A 19,147-nucleotide genomic window follows, 5' to 3' on the forward strand; every position below is an offset into this window, starting at 1 on the left:
CATGAAGCAACCGAGCAGGCCGCGTGGAAGAGGGACTACGTCTGCGGAGACAGCGCTGGAGGCTTCCTTTGAACGGGCCCGCGACAGTGCGGCCGAGGAACGCGCATTCTTCAAGCGACTGATGGATGCGATCGTGTACGTGCATGCGCCCATCTCGGACGACGCGCAGACACTGCGGCTGGTCCAGTTCCGCCATCCTGACGGTTTCGATGCGATCCCTTTCTTTACCTCGCTCGACAAGGCGCAGGCGGCCAGCTCGTCTGCTGTCAGAATTCTGGGAGTTTCAGGCCGTGAGCTGCTAACCGGTACTCGCGGCGCGACGTTGATGCTCAATCCCAACTACGGCGGCGTTGTCCTGTACCCGGAAGAGGTTGCGACATTGTTGGATACGGGCTTTCTGGCCAGGGTGGAACGTCTGGCGCCGGCGGAGTTCGCGGTGAGACCTGCCCAGGCCGCGCCGGCTTGGCTCGCTCCGGCCATCAGCGGCAGCCTTGAGCACGCCGACTTCGTCTCGTCGGCCTATCTCCTGGAAACTCACTCGTCAGGGGGCGTCGAACAGCCTCCCGGTCTGTTGATCTGGCTGGTGGTGGACCTGGCTTTCGCCGAGCGGGCGGCTCGTCTGGTGACCACCGCCATACAGCCCTTATGCTCAGATTTGGACGTCATCATCGACTTGGCGGTCCACGACGTATCGCTGCCTTTGCCGGCGGGCTTGGATGATCCCCAGATCCTGCCCATATTTTTTCACGAGAATCAAGCCAACTTGAGCACAGCTCATCGGCCTATGAGCCCTGAAGATAAGCTACTAGCACTCCTTCCGGGATTGACCGAGGAAGAGAAGGAACGGCGGACCCGCGAGGGTATGGCCGACGTCGACGCTGGACGTACGATCCCGCACGAGGAACTACTGCAATGGATCAGGCGACGGTCAGAGCCTTCTTGAAGGTTTCCGTTGGGTCAGGAGCGTGGAAACTCTTGAATCCAATATTCAAGAAGGGCACGCGTGCCTGAGCAGTACTCCAGGAATGCCTGTGTCACGCGGCTTCTGGTTCAATCAAGCCTAGGTCTGTAATCCACGAACTGCCTGACGTCGAGGGGTGTTTCCTCGTTGAATCATGGTGTTAGAGACGATTCGGCTGTTTTTCTCACGAATCCCTGCCGACCTTCTTGAAAAACTGAACCAGACCTACCCAAACGCTTCCGTAAGGCAGGTGGTGAGAGGGCAGGTTAAGCACATCAGGGATAGCAATCCCAAGGAGATAGAAGCGCTACGACAGGAGGCCAACGATCAACTTCCTACTATCGCCGAGCTAAAGAGGGTCAGTGCGGTTGATCCAGAGTTCCGGATGGAAAACAGCTTCTTTGGGCCCAAGCCAGTCATCACCGCCCGCATCATCAACCGCTCAACACTGCCATTGAGCGAAGCGAGCTGGAATGCGGCGCTGTACATCAATGGCGATGTACAGCCTGTAGCCACGTCGAAGGTGCGCAGCGATTTCCGTTCCATCGAAGGCCTCAAGCCCGAACACCATGTTACGGCTCGATTCACTGTCGGATTCGTCAAGGGCGATAAGGCCTGGACCACCTTGGCGATTCGTCAAGCTACATCCACACGCGTCGAGCTGGAGATGATCCCTGAGACAGCAATGGACTTTACGGACAAAGCCTATCTAAGTGCCGATCTTCAGAAGCGCATTGATTTCCTTGAGAACCAACTCAAGCAAGCGAGCGAGTTCGAAGATGTCTGATGCTACCAAGCCCCGCCGGCGGATCACCCTCCGGCGGGGCTTGGTAGCGGTACCGACGTTCACCCCCGCCAAAGAGGACCATTACACAATGCGCCCGTCCATCCTCGCCTTGGACTTAGAAGGAACGCTGATTTCCAACGCTGTAAGCCAGATCCCGCGCCCGGGCCTCTACGAATTTCTGGAGTCGGCAAAGTCGCTCTTTGAGGGTCTAGTCATCTTCACCACAGTTCCGGAGCCTAGATTTCGCGAGATTGCCGACCTATTGGCTTGCGAAGGAGCGGCCCCGGGTTGGTTTGCCCGCTTGCCATACATAGACTGGACTGGGCCGACGAAGGATCTTGCCAACGTTTCCCAGCCCATCGGCTCTGCATGGCTACTAGATGATTACGCCCCCTATGTACAACCGGGACAGGAACATTGCTGGGTCCCGGTTCAACTGTTTTGTTCTCCTTACCCCGAGGACGACGCGGGACTGGACGATGCCATCGAGGCAATCCGTAAGCGACTGAACGAGTACTAGAGGGCCATCTCTTGGCCAGCGTCCAATGGGCCACAGGCTCGCCGGTCAACCAAGGTCCAGCGCTTCGTTGGAGAACCGTCGATATAGACCTGGGGGGGCGTTTACCGCGATAGAGTCCTGAGCCCCCTCAAACCATCTCATGGACCCGTGGCAGCTGGTCGGTCTACTCAGACTAGAAGCTAAAGCTGCCAACTGCCGCTAGGTTCCAGCCAGTACGCCATGCCCAGCGGCAGGAAAGTCTCCATTGCAACGTCCAGGATCAACGGCTGACGCCAACCCTGACCAGGCAAGAAGCAAAAATCCTTCCGGGCGAGGGTTCCAGCTTGCTCGCGTCCAGCTAACCAGATGCATCTGCGTTTTATCTCGCGATCAAGTGCTCGCCTCGCGGCATGCTCATCCAAACCGCTTTGTATGAACTCCGAGGCAGAATTTCGCATGCTCGCCCACAGCACGTAGCGCTTACGCCCCAAGCTGAGCGCATTCCATTCAGGCGATCCAATCGACTGAAGCCCGTCGCCTAGCTTCGGGTCCAACCGATGCTTCCGCAGAAGGTTTGCCAAGTACGCTCGAGCTTCGGTGGATGCCAGTGAAATTCCGAGATTCCGCCTCGCACTGGGCGTGCACTCAGCCGCCCACTGGGTGAGCGACCGGGTCAATGCCGACTCAAGGTTCAAGTCACTGCGAGACCACGGAGATTTGTAGGACCAAGCCAGGGGCTCATACAGAGATCTTGCGGCAAGCCGAGAACATTCGACTGGTTCGCGATGGAGGACGCGCAGCGTCGCAAGCGTGTCAAGTGCCTGCGAGGCCAACCCCTCAGCAGCTACCGGCGAACTAGCCGTTCTTGAGCGCTCTAGCGCGCACCACGCGCACGCAAGAAAGGGACCTATTGAACGAACGAAATTGTCCAGTTCTGGCCAGGGCGCGATGAGGGTCGGTTGGCTAACGACATAGGCCACACAGCCCTCAAATCGCGATACCAGTTGTCAGGATATCAACCTGCCCACAGACTGTCTATCTGACTTTCCGATATTGACCCTTAGGTGTTCTCTCCAGTTCAACGATATCTGAACATCCGATATCCTAGCCGTGCAGCGAATGAGCGGGGAGCGCCCCGGCGCACGACGCAGAACGTTACCGCATGTTGGGAGAGCCGAAATGATGCGCACCAGCGCTAGCCACCCGTTACTGATTGCAGAGTTGCCTGTTGGAGCCCATGGAGGCGGCATAGGGGTGACATTTGCGCCAGGCAAGTACCAGGAAGTCGCCATGACTGGAGCATGGGCGAGAGACCTAGATGTGGACGTCTCGGCTATTCAGGACTGGGGTGCCACTCACCTAGTCACCTTGCTTGAGCCTTGGGAGCTCAAGGACCTTCGAATCGAGAGCTTACCGGCGATAGTGGCGGGGAAGGGCATCTCTTGGCATGGACTGCCAATCACTGATGGAGCCGCACCAGACGACAGACTCCTCAAAGATTGGCTACAGCTAAGTGCTGAGCTCGTCGCTGACATGCTGAGCGGTCAAAGGATCGTGGTCCACTGCAAGGGGGGGTTGGGACGCGCGGGAACGGTCGCTGCCATGCTTTTGCTGCAGTCTGGCGAGGCCAAGCGGGCATCGGATGCCATCCACATGGTGCGGCATGCCAGGCCAGGCGCAATCGAAACGATTGCTCAAGAGGAGTTCCTAGAGTACTGGGCGCAGAGCCTTCACCCGGGCGGAGCTTGACCACTCAGGTGCGCAGTCAGGAACTCAAGGACGAGTTGCCTGTGGATCCAGAACTCGAGGGCTTCTTAGGTCTGGATCCAGAAATCGACGGCGTCTCCATAGTGGATCTTCGCGAGGGTTCAGGGCACATCAAAAATTCGCTGCCTCGAAAGCTAAGAACCTTGCTGTCGCACGAATCAGGGTCTTGTGCTGGGGCCGGACCAGCGCTATCGCTGACTAAGGCAGGGCAACCTCCAGGGACTGTACTGCGACGGCGCGATCAATAGACATCTGTCAGATGTATCGCCACCACTATCGATCTAATGAATGCTGACTCAGCCGATGCGTGCTGCCTTAGGAGTTACGATCTGACTGCACTCGTGGCCGAGGCGAAACGCCACGACGTACAGGACCGTGGCATCCATCGGCATACCTGAGCCCATCCGAATGACGACCTTACGCTGACCGTGCGACAGTGATACTCCCAGTTCCCGCAGGACCTCAATGCGCTGCTGCAGCCCGTCGTAGATGTCTAGCTTGTCGACTTCTGAATACAGGTCTTGGCAGTCGCGATACTCACGGTAGTAGTCGACCAGTGCAGCAAACTCGCTCGCCGCCTCGCGCGACAGCTCGAAAGCCGGTTCGGACAGATCCATGTCGCACGAAACGATCAGGCTGGCCAGCTCGCGCCCAGCAGCAAGCGGGGACACCGCCAGGGTGATGTAGTCGCGCTCAAACTGCGCTTGCGCCGCCTGCAGTTCCTCGTCTGTCGGCAGCGAGAAAGGCTTGTTGAGTGCATCGATGTCATTGAAATCGAAGGCGCGCGCCAGTGCGCGACGGGTGTCGAAACTGGCCGAGTCACCCTGCTCAACCCGCTGAACTGTTCGCACGTTCAGGCCCGAGATCTCGGCCAATTGTTCTTGCGACCAATGACGCAACTGGCGGAACTGGCGAATGCAGGCGCCAACCTCAGCAGCGGTAAGCAGGCGAGGCGGGGTCTTGGTGGTCATAGAAGATAACTCCGGAGGGGTAGGGAGCCCAGATTAGGAGGGTGCCGAACTTGGAAACATGACAGTCGCCCGACAGGCCCCCGACACAGATCAACTGCCAGGACTTGCCCCAACGAGAAATCCGGGGCAACTGCTTATGCGCCCGTGATGTTCTCCCCGTGCCCCCAGAGGGGGGCGAGGCCCAACTGCCTAGTCACTCACCACAGACCCCACCCTAGACGCGCAGGCGATCCGGGACAGCTCTATGGCGAGGGCTGATGGGGGGTCAATGGCTCCAACTCTGGCAAAACACCCCCAAATTGATGATGCAGTGCATTCATCCATGCCAGAACTGGTTCGCCTGGCCACAGGTGCGCCAGATTCAGAAGGGTTAGCATGGCAAGCGCATTGCTGTTCATGGCCACCCCCGCCAGAAGCGCGCCCGGGTAGCCATTTAACTGCCTTGCCAGGGGGTGAATCCCGGCATGGAGATAGGAGTTCAAGCCGACATAAAGGCATTGTCTGGCTCTGCCCAACAACTGTGATGCTCCTCGGGGCCCAGAGGACTCAAGCTTTACGAGCATGTCCTGAACGCCAGGGAGCCTCTTTGCCGCTTGCTGACTCTCCAGAGTCAGGGGCGCAAGAAGCTTCTCGATGTCGGCGTCGGTAGCTGCATAACATGCCCAGGTTGCACGCACGAGGGCCTCATACTGGGACCGGACCAGCGAGATTGCTGACTGGGGCAGAGTAGCGATCAGGGACTGTACTGCCACGGCGTGATCAAGGGACATCTGGCAAAGTGCCGCCACCGCCGTCGATCTTCGGTCACGTCCATGCTCTATCTCCATCCAAGCGGCTCGAATTTCACCCAAGAGCTCTAAGGAGCCCTCCAGCACAGACGCCCGATCCTGGTCAGCCGATTGAGGCACAAGTCATCCTAGAATCGTGATCTGCAGGCAAGAGTAACGGCTCGTCCATCGGGCAAAGCCCTCAGTTGGCCGGCTGGGCTGCAGCATCTGTTAGCCGGTAATCTCTGCATTGCATCATCCGTGCATCAGCAATTTCTGCGTTGCGTCAGTCGCAAGTCAAGTTTTTCTGCAATGGACCGTCTTGCACTGAAATTTTATTCCTCAAAAGCTGAAATCTCTGCAATGGCACCCTAAGAATGTCTGCGATGAACAGCGTTCTGGTCCGCGCGCGATTGCTTCCTATATTGCAACCATACGCTCAGCCAGCCAACCGCCGGGATCCATGATCGCGCGAGCGGACGATCCCGGTCGCAAATGGCTGGCTGCCGTCACTCTCGTGGCTTTGAGCGATCAAGGGGAGCAGTCTGGCCCACGTGTCGAACAGAAGCCTTGGATCTTGGTGGATCAGAAGCGAAACCCGCAGCGCATCTTCCATCGCCTTGAGGTAGCCGCGGCGTATCTCAAGTGCGTTCTCGCAAGCATTGGGGCGACCAAGAATTTGTGTGATCGCGGAGGCCATAGCAGTCTGGACAGGAGGGGAGGGGAAGGCGATAGTCTGCAAACGTCTAGACGATCCCGCAATGAGCATCCTCAACGTTCTCCTCACTCGTGACCACCTCGTCGTCGCAGCGGATACCCTGGCAGAGGATGCTCTCACAGGGGCGTATTCCGCGGGGGCAAAGCTGCTGCTGATCCCTCAGCACAACGTAGTGCTTGCTGCGCGCGGGTCTACGCAATTCTTCCTCCGCATCTACGAGCTTGCACTGCAGGCCAGCTTCCGCGCAGATTTCACAATAGAACAGCTATCTGCCGAGCTAGGGCTGGTGGTGGACCAACTCTGGCCGAACTTTGAGAAAGCGGTTAGCGAAGCGGGATTGCCGATCGAGCAACTCGGGACCGAGTTGGTGCTTGGTGGATGGTCGTTGAAGAACGGCCGGATGATGGCCACGGCGTATGCGAAGAGTGACAGCCGGCGCCCTTGCGTTGTCCAGCCGATCGGGGGGCAGATGGCGTCGCCGGGCGAACCGCTCCAGGCCGCGACCCCTAGCATGGCCCAGGTGGATCTGCTGGCCCATGCGCGTCTCCAGGTCAGCTACCTCAATGGGCAATTGGGCCGGAAAGTAGCAGGAGGTCGACTGCTAGTTGGGTTTCTGCAGAAGGGGCAAGCCCTGCTCAAGGATCTAGGAGAGATCTAGGTCGCGGGAGTCAAATACGCTAGGGGCTGAAATCGAAGTTCAGGTCTGGCCCTAAGGCAGAAGGCCAAAGCAGACCAAGGTCGTCCGTGGATTTGGGATGTTTATCGAGGGCAGGGTGGATGTCCGCTTCTGGCCGGAAGCGGACATTGGGCGGCGACCGGCCCGGTGATGGCATCCGCCTTCGACCCAAAGCGGGCATCGTTCTCGACACACCTGAGTTGATCCGTACTCCAAAGCCTGTTTCCGCTACCCCTTGTAGTGCTCGACGTAGAGCCCCAAAGCTGCCAACGACGCATACACGGCGGACCCAGCGTTGGTCGCGTACAAGGCAAAGGGAACCGGAGGATCGCAGGGAACTGTTGCGATGAACCACGGAGCTGAGCTCGTCAAGCTCGTCCTAGGTGATGTGAGGAATCCTAGCTCCCTACGCATACCTAGCGCCTCGCGGACGTACGCCTTGTTCCAGCCGCCAGTCTTGCACGAGACCCCAAGAAGTAACTCCGTAAATGCGGGATAGCGACGGGTCTTAATCGGACGATATACACCGACGTCAATCTCGTGACGGTCAGCCGCTTTGACCACCGTCGTGCCTTTCCAGCTATGGCTTAGTGTGGTGACCTGCACTGAAATCCTAATCTCGAGCTTCTCAGTAGACGTAGATCCACTGATGTAATCGTGATCCGGATGGTTTGCTTTGCATGGAGATCCTCCAAACGTCAGGACGCCTGCCATCTTGGGGGTACACGTGAGCTTGTAGCCCGCACTATCGATGATTCGCAGAAGCCTAAGCAGCACCCGAAGTTCGTAAGCCTTTCCTTGCGCGTAGGGAGACCCGCTCGCCTTAGCACGCGAAATGGCTGCTTTCACAGCGTTGAGGATTGCTAACTTACTGATCGTCACAGTCGCGGTCCTCGTGGCGCGTGTTCCTCGCGAGGGTCGTCCGGTGGCAGATATCGAGCGATATAGGCCTCAAGATCTGCCTGCTCGTGATCCGTCAAACGCTGGGGTGATACAGTTGGTAGATGTGACCGGATTGAGCGAACTCGGCGACCTTCTGGTGTCTCAACAGTGTAATGAACGTCCTCCAGTCCGGTGAGACCTTCGACCAGCTTCCCGATCTCACCCAAGGTTTGCGAGAGGGCGTCTTGGGTCGTCACAGGTCTAAAATCGAGAACCGCCGCAAGTGCGGCTGCAGCTTGTGCATTCGTGTCGTCCTCGTAATCAGACATCGCCTGAACAATCGCGGAGCGAAGCGATCTAACAATTTGTGGATCAAGCTCAGACGCAAGGGCTAGCGCCTTCCCTATCTCCCTAATCACCTCTTCACCACCTTGATCTTCTGCCATTCACAACTCCACAGCTGTAGACATTAACGGGCCGCGCGGGATGAACCGCCCGGATTCTCTAAATTCAATTGCCGAAGGTTGCCGTTGGCAATGTTCCTTAAGAGTAAGGCACAGTGCGGTTTGGTTCCATAAGCGGATCGCGCTGGCTGTATCCCGAAGTGTGCGATGACGCCGAAGCTGGATAGTGTCGCTGAATTGGACCATCAGGCACTTAGGTCTGAGCCCTGATACAGATTGATGATATGACTCCAAGTCGCGTACGGGCTGCGAAGAGCACCGGCTACTTTGGTCCGCTTCTGACCGAAAGCGGACATTCGTTTAACCAAGGGTGAAGGAAACTTTTAGGGCCAGGATGGACTTCAACTCTCTCGTTCGCTCGCTTCTATCCGATGCGAAGATGCGCCGTAACAAGCCTCTGCGAGACTAGTGCGCGAGCCAGGTCGCTGACATTGCTCCATGGCCTATGACGTGCCCCGCACCCGCTGGTCAAATGGAACCGCCCTCGGCACCATGGGCACGACCATCTAAGGAGTTCTTCATGCTCTACCAAGATAAGTACGTCGCCTTCATCGACATGCTCGGGTTCTCCGCACTTGTCCAAGAGTCGGCAGCCGACATGAGCAAGCTTGATGAAATAGCAGAGGCCATCGACAGACTAAAGAACACAGCGTGCTGCAACCCAGCAACAGGACTTTTGTTCACTTACTTCAGCGACTGCATCGTCATATCAAGCAGCCGCTCTCCTGCTGGCCTTGCCGACATCCTGAGCTGCATCAGAATGTTGGCCGAGAACCTGCTAGTGGTTGATATATTGATACGTGGAGGGCTCACAGTTGGAAGCATTCATCATGATTCTCAGATGATCTTCGGACCGGCGATGCTGGACGCCTATCGCATGGAATGTAAGGAAGCACGCAATCCCATGGTGCTCGTGAGCGAAGAGGTGCGATCGGATGCTCGCGCTGCGGGGTTAAGCAACCTGTTGACGTGGGATGACGAAGAGCCAGACCGCCACTATGTCCACTATCTGATCTCGTACAGCGCTTATGACTCTAATCCAAGGGCGGGCGTCGTGATTCTCGATAGCCAGGCCGCTCTCATCCGGCATTTCATCGCCAAGAGGCTGCTAGGCGCTCCGGGTAAGATCCTGGATAAAGCCGAGTGGATGGAACGATATTGGAACGAGAAGGTGGCGACAGGTGGAATTCTCGGACGTGTTGACAGGGTCGCAGACCTTGTTAGGCCCAATGCGCGACCATTTCGCAGCAGACTCGCCGTTCTAGCACCGCAACCGGGCGCCACTAGTGTGGACTAGCGAATCAGGCAAGCAGCTGCCGATTCCTTGCAAAGATTCAATTCAATTGGCCATACGGAAGCACGTGCAATCCCTGATGGCAGTCGGGACCACCATCTCCCCATTGCCAGCCGCGTCTGAACCAGCGCCCGGAACGCTTCAGCGGAAGGGGCTGGTCCCTTCCGCTGGTGCCTGCCCTGGTTGCACCGGCTATGCGCGGCCACCACGTTCCCGGACACGTCTCTGCCCCCGTCCTGTTGGGCCACCAGGTGCTCGGCGGTGCATTGAAAGGCTCGGGCCTTACTGGCCTTCAGCCCGAGCTCTGAGGGTGCAGTGAGCCACATCGGCAGGCCGCAATAGAAGCAACGGCCCGATTGGGCGTAGAAGGCAGAAGTGCGAAGGGATCTGCGGCGTTTGGCGGTCATGGATGGCTCCGGAATCGAAGGATTCCCGTGCCCCCATTGGGTGGACCTCGGGCACCCGGAGCCTATTGGCTATGCGGGCACAACACCGGCGCTTTATAGCGACTGGCTAAGGCGTTATAGCTCAGCGCTTGAGCCGCTACAAGGCCCAGATGCCGACCAGAACGGGAGGGAGTCACCGACGCCCAGTTAAGGTCAAAGCTTGGTCAGGGGGGCGAGCGACGCGCTTGAGCAGGTGGAGCGGGGCGTGGCGCGTCACCCAGGGAAGTCGCGGTGTTGTAGTCCTGCTCAACCCGCTGAACTGTTCGCACGTTCAGGCCCGAGATCTCGTCTAATTGTTCTTGCGACCAATGTCGCGACTGGCGGAACTGGGAAGTGCAGGCGACAAGCTCTGACCGATCAGGTGCGCAGTTGGGAACTCAAGGGCGAGCTGGATGTGGAGCCAGAAATCGAGGGCGTCTTAGGTGCGGATCCAGGAATCAAGGGCATCTTTGGGGGAGATCTGGAAATCGCGGGCGTCCTTGTGGGGAAATACGGGCGGACAGCTGTGGGATCTGGGGCGTTTCCGTTGTGGCAGTCATCATCCTTGTCGGGGGAGCCAGCAGGCAGGCAAGAGCCAAGCCAGAGCCGGAGCCATTGCCAAGCGGAGCCCACGAACCGGATCAGGCCAGACATGACATTTCGCATAATGTATATTATGTTAGCCCCGGCCCTGCAAGGGCATCCCGGCACGCCTCTTGCCGCGTCCCGGCTCCTACTCTGACATCGAGCCACAATGATGCGCGATCGGAAATTTACCGGTGCTTGGGCCGGCTTCTCGTTCAAGGGCGGCCGACTGGTCACGCCTGAGGGTCGTGAACTGCTCCCCGAGGACTTGGCATGGCTTTCCCTTCTTGCCGTGCAGGCCCATGAATGGCGCCGTTTGATGGAGACCGCGCAAGGTGGCCAGAAGCGTCCGTTTGGTCGGGCCGGCATCATTGATCTGGCCGACGTAATCCGTCGCCGGGCCCGCAGCTCGCTGGAGTAACCATCAGCCTCGCGACTGATGCCTGTTCTGCTACTCACGGCAGCGCAGCCATTCGCCCTTGGCGTTGCGCAGCTGCTCCTGGTCGCTCAGCAAGGCATCTCATTACACATTAACCGTGACGCGTCACGTTAATTGGTACGAATCGGCCCAGATCATCTGTTCTCCACGATCTGCAACGCAGTTCCGCAGGCCCCAGGCGTCTGGAAACTATCGCGAAGCGGTTGATCCCCGGACCACGCAGCGGCCGGTCATCACCAGCCTGCGCACTGGCATCTCCGGTGCACGCAGGCGCTCCAGCAGCAGCGACATCGCCGCCCGCCCCATCTCTTCCACCGGTTGCTCGACGACGGTGATGCCCGGTTCAACCAGCTCGGTCCAGCGCTCGTTGTCGAACCCCGCCAGCGCCAGCGCACCTGGAATCGCCAGTCCTGCGCTGCGTGCCGCTTTCAGTGCTCCCATCAGCAGCAGGCTGTTGCTGGTAACCAGCGCCTCGGGCCTCGAGGGCCCAGCCAGCCACTGTCCGGCGGTGCTGATGGCGGCCTCGGCCGTGGGTTCGACTTCCCGGTAGTCCGGTTCAAGCCCATGCCTGCGCATGGCCGCGAGATAGCCATCACGACGTTCGGCCGCAGTGGTGCTGGTGCTGCCGAACAGGCCGCCGATGCGTCGGTAGCCGCGTTCAACCAGATGCTCGACCAGGCCGGCCATGGCCGCCGGATTGTCCAGCACCACGCTGTCGATCGCCCCGCCCGGCGCGGCGCGGTCGACCAGTACCGTCGGATAGTCCAGTGCGAGCCGTTCCAGCCGCCCCACCGTGGTTCGGGTCGGCGCGAAGATCAGCCCGCTGATGCGCTCCTCGTGCATCAACTGCAGGTACAGTGCCTCGCGCTCGGGGTCCTCGTCGGTGTTGCACAGGGTGACGCGCAGGCCCTCGCGATAGGCGACCTCCTCCACCGCGCGGATCAGCGCGGTAAAGAAGGGGTTGCGGATGTCCGCCACGACCAGCCCGATGATGCCGGTATGCCGGGAGCGCAGGCGCCTGGCCTGCAGGTTCGGGCGATAGCCGGTCTGGCGGATGGCGGCCTCGACCCGGCTGCGCACCTCTCCACTGACCGGGCCGCCACCCAGCACGCGCGACACCGTGGATTTGGAGACGCCCGCCACGCGCGCCACGTCGTTGATGCTGATGCTCATTGGATTGGAAACGTTCCCGGTCAACTGTGCTGGCCGCAGCTCGACGGCCGTTCAGGACAATGCTAACGCCAAAGTACTATTGGATTTTTGTGCAGTGCACATTGAAATGCGGACTGGGAACGTTCCCAATACGCCAGCACACCCTTCCCGGAGCCCGCCTTGTCTTCCCTCCCCGCCCCTGCTCCCGTCAGCCACGAACTGATCCGTCTCGGCGCACGGGCCCGTGACAAGGCAGACGCCATCGCCCAGGCCGCACAGATGCTGCTGGCCGCCGGCTGCGTTGCGCCGGGCTACGAAACCAGCATGGGCCGCCGTGAGCAGCTGGCGAACACCTTCCTCGGCCACGGTGTGGCGATCCCGCATGGGCTCGGCGAGGACCGCCATCTGGTGCGCCGCGATGGCATTGCCGTGCTGCAGTTGCCGGACGGTGTCGAATGGAATCCGGGCCAGGTGACGCGGCTGGTGGTCGGCATCGCCGCCCAGTCCGATACCCACATCACCCTGCTGCGCCGGCTCACCCGGCTCATCCAGGATGACGCCACGCTGCAGCGTCTGTTCACGACCGCCGAAGCGAGCGAGATCGTGACGGCGCTGGCCGGCGACGTCACCACCTTGGCCAACGATGTTCCAGCGCAGGATCTGGCCGAGCATTTCGGCTGGACCATCGCCTACCCCAATGGCCTGCATGCACGGCCTGCCACGCGCTGGGCCGAGACGGCCCGCAGTTTCAGCGCCCGTGCCCAGGTGCGCGCAGGCGACCAGGCGGCCGATGCCAAGAGCCTGGTCGCGCTGCTGCAGCTGGGTCTGCGTCATGGCGACCCGGTGAGTGTGTCTGCCGAAGGCGCGGATGCGCCCGCACTGCTGGCCGCACTGCGCAGGGTCATGGAGGGGTTGGTGGCTCAGGAAAAGGCCGATGCCGAACGCGCGGCACAGCGCAAGGCGGCGCCGGTCGCGGGCTGGAATCCACCGGAGGCACAGGCAGCGATCGTCGGCATTGGTGCCAGCCCCGGGTTGGCGATCGGCCGGATCCATGTGCTCGCCAGCAGGCAGACCAACGTCGCCGACCACCCCGCCCCGCTCGGGGAAGGCGGTGCACGCCTGCAGGACGCGCTCGGCCGCACCCGCCAGCAGCTGGCGGCGCTGCAGGACGACACCCAGCGCCGGCTCGGCGCATCCGACGCGGCGATCTTCGGGGCCCAGGCCGCGCTGCTCGACGACACAGACCTGATCACCCGTACCTGTCAGCTGATGGTGGAAGGCCATGGCGTCGCGTGGTCATGGCACCAGGCCATCGAACAGATTGCCTCCGGGCTGGCGGCGCTGGGCAATCCGGTGCTCGCCGGGCGCGCAGCCGACCTGCGTGACGTGGGTCGGCGTGTGCTGACACAGCTTGATCCGTCTGCGGCCGGCGGTGGTCTCGCCGACCTGCCCGCCTACCCCTGCATCCTGCTCGCTGCCGACCTGTCACCGTCAGACACCGCCAACCTCGACACCCGTCGCGTGCTCGGTCTGGCCACCGCACAGGGCGGGCCAACCTCACATACCGCGATCCTCTCGCGCACGCTCGGGTTGCCGGCGCTGGTTGCCGGTGGCGCGGATCTGCTGACGATTGAAGCGGGTGTGGAGGCCATCGTCGACGGCAGCAGCGGGCGGCTCTATCTGTCTCCGTCCGATGCCGATCTCGCTTCGGCCCGCGCCTGGATCGCCGAGCAGCAGCACATCCGCGAACGCGAGGCCGCGCAACGCGCGCAGCCGGCGCAGACGACCGACGGCCACCGCATCGACATCGGTGCCAACGTCAACCTGCCCGAACAGGTGCCGTTGGCACTGGAACAGGGCGCCGAAGGCGTTGGCCTGATGCGGACCGAGTTCCTGTTCCTCGAGCGCGGCAGCACGCCCAGCGAGGATGAGCAGTACGCCACGTATCGAGCGATGGCCAGCGCCCTGGATGGCCGCCCGCTGATCGTGCGCGCGCTCGACATCGGCGGCGACAAGCAGGTTGCGCACCTGGAGCTGCCGCATGAGGACAACCCGTTCCTCGGCGTGCGCGGCGCGCGCCTGCTGCTGCGCTGTCCCGATCTTCTGGAGCCGCAGCTGCGGGCGCTGTATCGCGCGGCGAGGGACGGTGCGCGCCTGTCGATCATGTTCCCGATGATCACGTCCGTACCGGAACTGATCGCGCTGCGTGCCATCTGCGAACGGTTGCGCATCGGGCTGGAGGCGCCCGAAGTGCCGATCGGCATCATGATCGAAGTGCCCGCAGCCGCAGCCCAGAGCGATGTGCTGGCGCGCCATGCCGATTTCTTCTCGATCGGCACCAATGACCTGACCCAGTACGTGCTGGCGATCGATCGCCAGAATCCGGAACTCGCCGTCGAGGCCGACAGCCTGCATCCCGCCGTGCTGCGCGCGATCCGCGCCACGGTCGACGGCGCACGCACGCATGGGCGCTGGGTCGGCGTCTGCGGTGGCCTGGCTGGCGACCCGTTCGGCGCCATGCTGCTGGCCGGTCTCGGCGTGGACGAGCTGTCGATGACCCCGAACGATATTCCGGCGGTGAAGGCCCGCCTGCGCAGTACCCGGTTGGCCGATCTGCAGGCGCTGGCCGGCAAGGCACTGGACTGCGAAACCACCGAACAGGTGCGTGCCCTTGAGGGAGCGCGCGCATGAACCCCCGCGCCGTCACCGTCACCCTGAACCCGGCGATCGACCAGACCGTGCGCCTGGCGGGCCTGCAGCCGGGGCATGTGCATCGTGCCTTCAGCAGCCGCGACGACGCGGGGGGCAAGGGCATCAATGTTGCCGCCTGCCTGGCCGACTGGGGCGTGCCAACAGCCGCACTGGGTGTGATCGGCGAGGACAACCCGGGCGTGTTCAGTGCGCTGTTCTCGGCGCGCGGCATCACCGACGGCTGCCTGCGCGTGCCGGGCCGGACCCGCACCAACATCAAGCTTGTGGATGAGACCCACGGCGAGACCACTGATATCAACCTGCCCGGCCTGCCCTTGAACGGCGCCGATCTGGATGTAGTGTGCCGACGACTCGCCACCCTGCTCCAGCCGCAGCTGCCGGTGGTGTTGTCCGGCAGCCTGCCCTCCGGCCTGCCGGCCGATGCATGGGCGCGGTTGCAGGCGCAGGCGTGCAGCGCGGGCGCGCGGGTGCTGCTGGACACCAGCGGCGATGCGCTCGGAGCCGCCCTGAGCAGCGCGCACGCGTCAGTGCCCTATGCGGTCAAGCCCAACCGCCACGAACTGGAGTCCTGGGCCGGCACGCCGCTGCCGGATCGGAGCGCCCTGCGCGCTGCCGGCCAGCGCCTGCTTGAACGCGGGGTTGCGCTGGTGGTGATTTCGATGGGCGTCGACGGCGCGCTGTTCATGGATCGCGACGGCGCACTGATCGCGCGTCCCCCGCGTCTGTCGCAGGGCAGCACGGTCGGTGCGGGCGACGCCATGGTGGCCGGTATCGCCGCCGCACTGCTTGAGCCGGCCTTCGAGCTGGCCAGCTGCGCGCGCCTGGCAACGGCCTTTTCGATGAGTCGCCTGCACAGCGGCGACGCGCGACGGCTGGATCCGGCGCAGGTCCGCGGGTGGACGGACGATGTACTGATCGAACGATTGGATTGAAACCCTGCAGGCGGCGCTGCAGGCCCCACGGCCCGCCCCAGCGCCTCCCGCAGAACAGAACCCGAAGAATTCCAGGAGTTCCCATGCACCCTTTCCCCGTCATCATCGCCGCTGGCGCGCGCAGCATCGAGGCCGTTCTCGCTGCCGAAGCGCTGCGCCGCGCCGCCCGCCAGCGTGGCCTCGAACTGGTGATCGAGATCCGCAGCGAACAGGGCGTGACCGGCGCACTTGATGCCGCACACGCCACCGCGACGACGCTCCTGCTGGTGGGCGACGGCGAGGCCGATCTGACCCGCTTCGACACTGCGACGGTGGTGCGCGCCGGCCTCGGCGAAGTGCTGGACGATCCACTCGCTGCATTGGCATCACTGGAAACTGCTGTGCCCAAGGCCGATGCGGCGGACTCTCGCAAGCGCATCGTCGCTGTCACCTCCTGCCCGACCGGCATCGCCCACACGTTCATGGCGGCCGAAGGCCTGCAGCAGGCCGGCAAGGCGCTTGACCACGCAATCCGGGTCGAAACGCAGGGCTCGGTCGGTGCGCAGGATGCGTTGAGCGACGAGGAAATCGCTGCCGCCGACCTGGTGCTGATCGCCGCAGACCGTGAAGTGGATCTGTCACGCTTCGCCGGCAAGCGCCTGTTCAAGAGTGGCACCAAGCCCGCGATCAACGATGGCCAGAACCTGCTCCGCAAGGCGCTGACCGAGGCCAATGTCCACGCCGGCGCGTCTGCGCCGGGCCGCGCACCCGAGAAGAGCAAGGGCACCGGCCCCTACAAGCACCTGATGACCGGCGTATCGTTCATGCTGCCGTTCGTGACCGCAGGTGGCCTGCTGATCGCGTTGGCATTCGCCCTCGGCGGCATCTATGCCTTCGACGATGCACACAAGGGCACGCTGGCCTGGTCCCTGTTCCAGATCGGCGCCAAGGCCGGCTTCACTTTGATGGTGCCGGCACTTGCCGGCTACATCGCCTATTCCATCGCCGACCGCCCCGGCATCGCGCCCGGCATGATCGGCGGGCTGGTCGCGGTCAACATGGACGCGGGCTTCATCGGCGGCATCCTGGCCGGCTTCATTGCCGGCTATGGCGTGCACTGGATCAACCGAGCGCTGCGCCTGCCGCGCAGCCTGGAGGGCCTCAAGCCGGTATTGATCCTGCCGGTGCTGGGCACCCTGCTGGTGGGCCTGTTGATGATGTACGTGATCGGCACACCGGTCGCAGGGCTGCTGGCCTGGCTGACCGAATGGCTGCGGGGCATGCAGGGCAGCAGCGCGATCCTGCTCGGTCTGCTGCTGGGCGGAATGATGGCGGTGGACATGGGCGGCCCGGTCAACAAGGCTTCCTATGCATTCTCCACTGCATTGATCTCCAGCCAGGTCTACACGCCGATGGCAGCGACGATGATCGGCGGCATGACGCCGCCATTGGGCATCGCATTGGCGACGTGGTTGTTCAGCAACCGCTTCACGGCCGAGGAACGCGGCACTGCCGGAGCCGCCGGCGTGCTCGGTCTCAGTTTCGTCACTGAAGGTGCGATCCCCTACGCCGCGCGCGATCCGCTGCGCACCATTCCGGCGCTGATCCTTGGCTCGGCCGTGGCCGGCGCGATCTCGATGGCCGCGGGCGTCGAACTGAAGGTCCCCCATGGCGGCGTGTTCGTGCTGCCGATCCCGAACGCGGTCACCCATCTGGGCGTCTACCTGCTGGCGCTGCTGGCCGGCGTCACCGTGACGGCGCTCGCGCTCCGTCTCCTCAAGAAGCCGGTCACCGCCGCGGCCTGACCGTTCTCCCTGCCTCGATCACTCGGCTGTCCCGGCTTTCCGGGGCCGCGTCGTTGCCCATCTACAGGACTTCCGCCCATGCCCCGCTCCTCCCGCCGCCTGCTGCTGGCCGCACTCCTGCTGACGCTGCCCTCGCTGGCCGCGGCCGCCGACCGGGGCGAGGTCGTTTCACCCAAGCTTTCCTACACCGGCGAAGCCGCGGCCACGCTCGACGGCGGCAAGAACAGCGGCACCGCCTACGCCGGCCAGTTGATGTTCGGCGCTGACGTGAACTTGGAGGCCGCGTTCGGGTGGCAGGGGGCAACGATCAAGGCCTACGGCATCAACCGCCATGGCACCAACCTGGCTGCCAGCAGCACCGGCAACAGCACCTCGGTGCAGGAAATCTACGGCGGCCAGGGGACGCGTCTGGCCAATCTGACCCTCGAACAGAAACTGCTCGACGACCGCCTGGTGCTCGAAGCCGGACGCAGCGTCGCCAACATCCACTTCCTCGGCTCCGAACTGTGCCAGTACTTCCAGGGCAATTCGGCCTGCGGCAACCCGACCTACGTGTTCCGCACCAGCAACTTCACCTGGTGGCCGGTGTCGAGCTGGATGGCCGATGCCACCACCTGGTTGACGCCGGATGTCTATCTGCGCGTCGGCGCCTACCAGGTCGATCCGAGTCAGGCCGAAGACGGCCAGCATGGCCTGAAATGGAGCACGCACCAGGCCACCGGCTGGATCGTGCCGTACACGATCGGCTGGCGCAGCCCGGCTTCGGCGCGATTGCGGGCCCGGTATGAACTGGGTGGCTGGCAGGACAACTCGACCTATCGTGATCCGTTGCGCGACATCAACGGAATGCCCGCCGTGCTCAGTGGCCAGGACTACGCGAACCGCCACGGTCGCTCCGGTGCATTTGCCCGTTTCGAGCAGCAGCTGACCGGTGATGGCAGCGGTCGCGGCCTGACGGTCTTCGGCGCCGCGCTCAAGGGCACCTCCGGCCAGTTGATCGAGGATCACTTTCTGCAGGCCGGCCTGGTGCAGAAAGGCACCTTCGCTAGCCGTCCACAGGACAGCATCGCCTTCGTCGTGACCCAGCAGAAGTACAGCGGCATTGCCCTGGAGAACCTGCGCCTGGCGCGTGCCGCAGCCGGTGGCAGCGGCACCCCGCATGGGAGCCAGGTGATGATGGAGCTGAGCTACGGCATCCAGCTCACCCCACAGCTGCGGATTGCGCCGAACCTGCACTACATCGTCCATCCCGACCAGTTCAACGAACCTGCGCGCCAGCGTGACCTGCCGGATGCGCTGATTGCAGGCCTGCGCATCGATTGGAGCCTGTGA

15 protein-coding genes and 1 pseudogene are annotated in these 19,147 nt (G+C 62.3%); 11 read left to right on the forward strand and 5 right to left on the reverse strand.

The window, feature by feature from the left end; translation table 11 throughout:
- The first annotated feature begins 1 nt into the window (after position 1).
- From N7367_RS00810 to N7367_RS00825, 4 genes are all read left to right on the forward strand, one after another.
- The gene (locus N7367_RS00810; protein ID WP_049401588.1) at positions 2–943 is read left to right on the forward strand and encodes an SseB family protein; all 942 of its coding nucleotides are present in this window, start codon (positions 2–4) and stop codon (positions 941–943) included.
- 172 nt (positions 944–1,115) lie between these two features.
- Positions 1,116–1,748 (forward strand): hypothetical protein, encoded by a 633-nt coding sequence (locus N7367_RS00815; protein WP_021201832.1) that lies wholly within the window; start codon positions 1,116–1,118, stop codon positions 1,746–1,748.
- Positions 1,749–1,836: 88 nt separating this feature from the next.
- Positions 1,837–2,268 (forward strand): NIF family HAD-type phosphatase, encoded by a 432-nt coding sequence (locus N7367_RS00820; RefSeq protein ID WP_031269101.1) that lies wholly within the window; start codon positions 1,837–1,839, stop codon positions 2,266–2,268.
- Between the two features lie 1,269 nt (positions 2,269–3,537).
- Positions 3,538–3,996: a cyclin-dependent kinase inhibitor 3 family protein gene (locus N7367_RS00825; RefSeq protein WP_021201830.1), complete on the forward strand. Its 459-nt coding sequence runs from the start codon at positions 3,538–3,540 to the stop codon at positions 3,994–3,996.
- A 314-nt stretch (positions 3,997–4,310) separates the two neighbouring features.
- Here N7367_RS00825 and N7367_RS00830 read toward each other — a convergent pair whose 3' ends face one another.
- Both N7367_RS00830 and N7367_RS00835 read right to left on the reverse strand, forming a co-directional pair.
- Positions 4,311–4,985, reverse strand: a complete 675-nt coding sequence (locus tag N7367_RS00830) for a helix-turn-helix transcriptional regulator (RefSeq protein ID WP_005413401.1) — start codon at positions 4,983–4,985, stop codon at positions 4,311–4,313.
- Positions 4,986–6,191: 1,206 nt separating this feature from the next.
- Complete coding sequence (locus N7367_RS00835; protein ID WP_049401600.1) at positions 6,192–6,452, reverse strand: hypothetical protein; 261 nt, start codon at positions 6,450–6,452, stop codon at positions 6,192–6,194.
- Positions 6,453–6,513: 61 nt separating this feature from the next.
- On the opposite strand from N7367_RS00835, the gene N7367_RS00840 reads away from it, so the two are divergent.
- Positions 6,514–7,128, forward strand: coding sequence for a hypothetical protein (locus tag N7367_RS00840; protein ID WP_033835133.1), 615 nt, complete (start codon positions 6,514–6,516; stop codon positions 7,126–7,128).
- An 896-nt stretch (positions 7,129–8,024) separates the two neighbouring features.
- Here N7367_RS00840 and N7367_RS00845 read toward each other — a convergent pair.
- Entirely contained in the window at positions 8,025–8,474 is a 450-nt protein-coding gene (locus tag N7367_RS00845) for a hypothetical protein (RefSeq protein WP_141653545.1), read from the reverse strand.
- A 538-nt stretch (positions 8,475–9,012) separates the two neighbouring features.
- Here N7367_RS00845 and N7367_RS00850 point away from each other — a divergent pair.
- Positions 9,013–9,789: a hypothetical protein gene (locus N7367_RS00850; protein ID WP_032966761.1), complete on the forward strand. Its 777-nt coding sequence runs from the start codon at positions 9,013–9,015 to the stop codon at positions 9,787–9,789.
- A 607-nt stretch (positions 9,790–10,396) separates the two neighbouring features.
- On the opposite strand, the pseudogene N7367_RS19360 reads toward N7367_RS00850, so the two are convergent.
- A pseudogene (locus N7367_RS19360) lies at positions 10,397–10,549 on the reverse strand (hypothetical protein); the annotation flags it as partial.
- Positions 10,550–10,968: 419 nt separating this feature from the next.
- Here N7367_RS19360 and N7367_RS00855 point away from each other — a divergent pair.
- A complete protein-coding gene (locus N7367_RS00855) occupies positions 10,969–11,217 on the forward strand; it encodes a DUF3653 domain-containing protein (RefSeq protein ID WP_164152119.1) in 249 nt (82 codons plus the stop codon).
- 207 nt (positions 11,218–11,424) lie between these two features.
- On the opposite strand, the gene N7367_RS00860 is transcribed toward N7367_RS00855, so the two are convergent.
- Entirely contained in the window at positions 11,425–12,408 is a 984-nt protein-coding gene (locus tag N7367_RS00860) for a LacI family DNA-binding transcriptional regulator (protein WP_053516400.1), read from the reverse strand.
- 159 nt (positions 12,409–12,567) lie between these two features.
- Between N7367_RS00860 and ptsP the strand changes: the two genes are divergently transcribed.
- The 4 genes from ptsP to N7367_RS00880 all read left to right on the forward strand — a co-directional run bounded on the left by ptsP (position 12,568) and on the right by N7367_RS00880 (position 19,147).
- Positions 12,568–15,078 (forward strand): phosphoenolpyruvate--protein phosphotransferase, encoded by a 2,511-nt coding sequence (gene ptsP / locus N7367_RS00865; protein WP_279941505.1) that lies wholly within the window; start codon positions 12,568–12,570, stop codon positions 15,076–15,078.
- Complete coding sequence (locus N7367_RS00870; RefSeq protein WP_279941506.1) at positions 15,075–16,031, forward strand: 1-phosphofructokinase family hexose kinase; 957 nt, start codon at positions 15,075–15,077, stop codon at positions 16,029–16,031. Before ptsP ends, N7367_RS00870 begins: the two co-directional genes overlap by 4 nt.
- 83 nt (positions 16,032–16,114) lie before the next feature.
- A complete protein-coding gene (locus N7367_RS00875; protein WP_279941508.1) occupies positions 16,115–17,815 on the forward strand; it encodes a fructose-specific PTS transporter subunit EIIC in 1,701 nt (566 codons plus the stop codon).
- Positions 17,816–17,893: 78 nt separating this feature from the next.
- Positions 17,894–19,147 carry a carbohydrate porin gene (locus N7367_RS00880; RefSeq protein ID WP_279941509.1) on the forward strand — a complete coding sequence of 418 codons (1,254 nt, stop codon included), beginning with the start codon at positions 17,894–17,896 and terminating at the stop codon, positions 19,145–19,147.

It is taken from the genome of Stenotrophomonas sp. GD04145, assembly GCF_029835135.1.
Lineage (GTDB): Bacteria > Pseudomonadota > Gammaproteobacteria > Xanthomonadales > Xanthomonadaceae > Stenotrophomonas > Stenotrophomonas maltophilia_P.

Excerpts from the sequence above, each read along its gene's own strand:
- N7367_RS00810 (WP_049401588.1), top strand. The coding sequence starts at position 2 with ATGAAGCAACCGAGCAGGCCGCGTGGAAGAGGGACTACGTCTGCGGAG.
- N7367_RS00815 (WP_021201832.1), top strand. The coding sequence starts at position 1,116 with ATGGTGTTAGAGACGATTCGGCTGTTTTTCTCACGAATCCCTGCCGAC.
- N7367_RS00820 (WP_031269101.1), top strand. The coding sequence starts at position 1,837 with ATGCGCCCGTCCATCCTCGCCTTGGACTTAGAAGGAACGCTGATTTCC.
- N7367_RS00825 (WP_021201830.1), top strand. The coding sequence starts at position 3,538 with ATGACTGGAGCATGGGCGAGAGACCTAGATGTGGACGTCTCGGCTATT.
- N7367_RS00830 (WP_005413401.1), bottom strand. The coding sequence starts at position 4,985 with ATGACCACCAAGACCCCGCCTCGCCTGCTTACCGCTGCTGAGGTTGGC.
- N7367_RS00835 (WP_049401600.1), bottom strand. The coding sequence starts at position 6,452 with ATGGCCTCCGCGATCACACAAATTCTTGGTCGCCCCAATGCTTGCGAG.
- N7367_RS00840 (WP_033835133.1), top strand. The coding sequence starts at position 6,514 with ATGAGCATCCTCAACGTTCTCCTCACTCGTGACCACCTCGTCGTCGCA.
- N7367_RS00845 (WP_141653545.1), bottom strand. The coding sequence starts at position 8,474 with ATGGCAGAAGATCAAGGTGGTGAAGAGGTGATTAGGGAGATAGGGAAG.
- N7367_RS00850 (WP_032966761.1), top strand. The coding sequence starts at position 9,013 with ATGCTCTACCAAGATAAGTACGTCGCCTTCATCGACATGCTCGGGTTC.
- N7367_RS00855 (WP_164152119.1), top strand. The coding sequence starts at position 10,969 with ATGCGCGATCGGAAATTTACCGGTGCTTGGGCCGGCTTCTCGTTCAAG.
- N7367_RS00860 (WP_053516400.1), bottom strand. The coding sequence starts at position 12,408 with ATGAGCATCAGCATCAACGACGTGGCGCGCGTGGCGGGCGTCTCCAAA.
- N7367_RS00870 (WP_279941506.1), top strand. The coding sequence starts at position 15,075 with ATGAACCCCCGCGCCGTCACCGTCACCCTGAACCCGGCGATCGACCAG.
- N7367_RS00875 (WP_279941508.1), top strand. The coding sequence starts at position 16,115 with ATGCACCCTTTCCCCGTCATCATCGCCGCTGGCGCGCGCAGCATCGAG.
- N7367_RS00880 (WP_279941509.1), top strand. The coding sequence starts at position 17,894 with ATGCCCCGCTCCTCCCGCCGCCTGCTGCTGGCCGCACTCCTGCTGACG.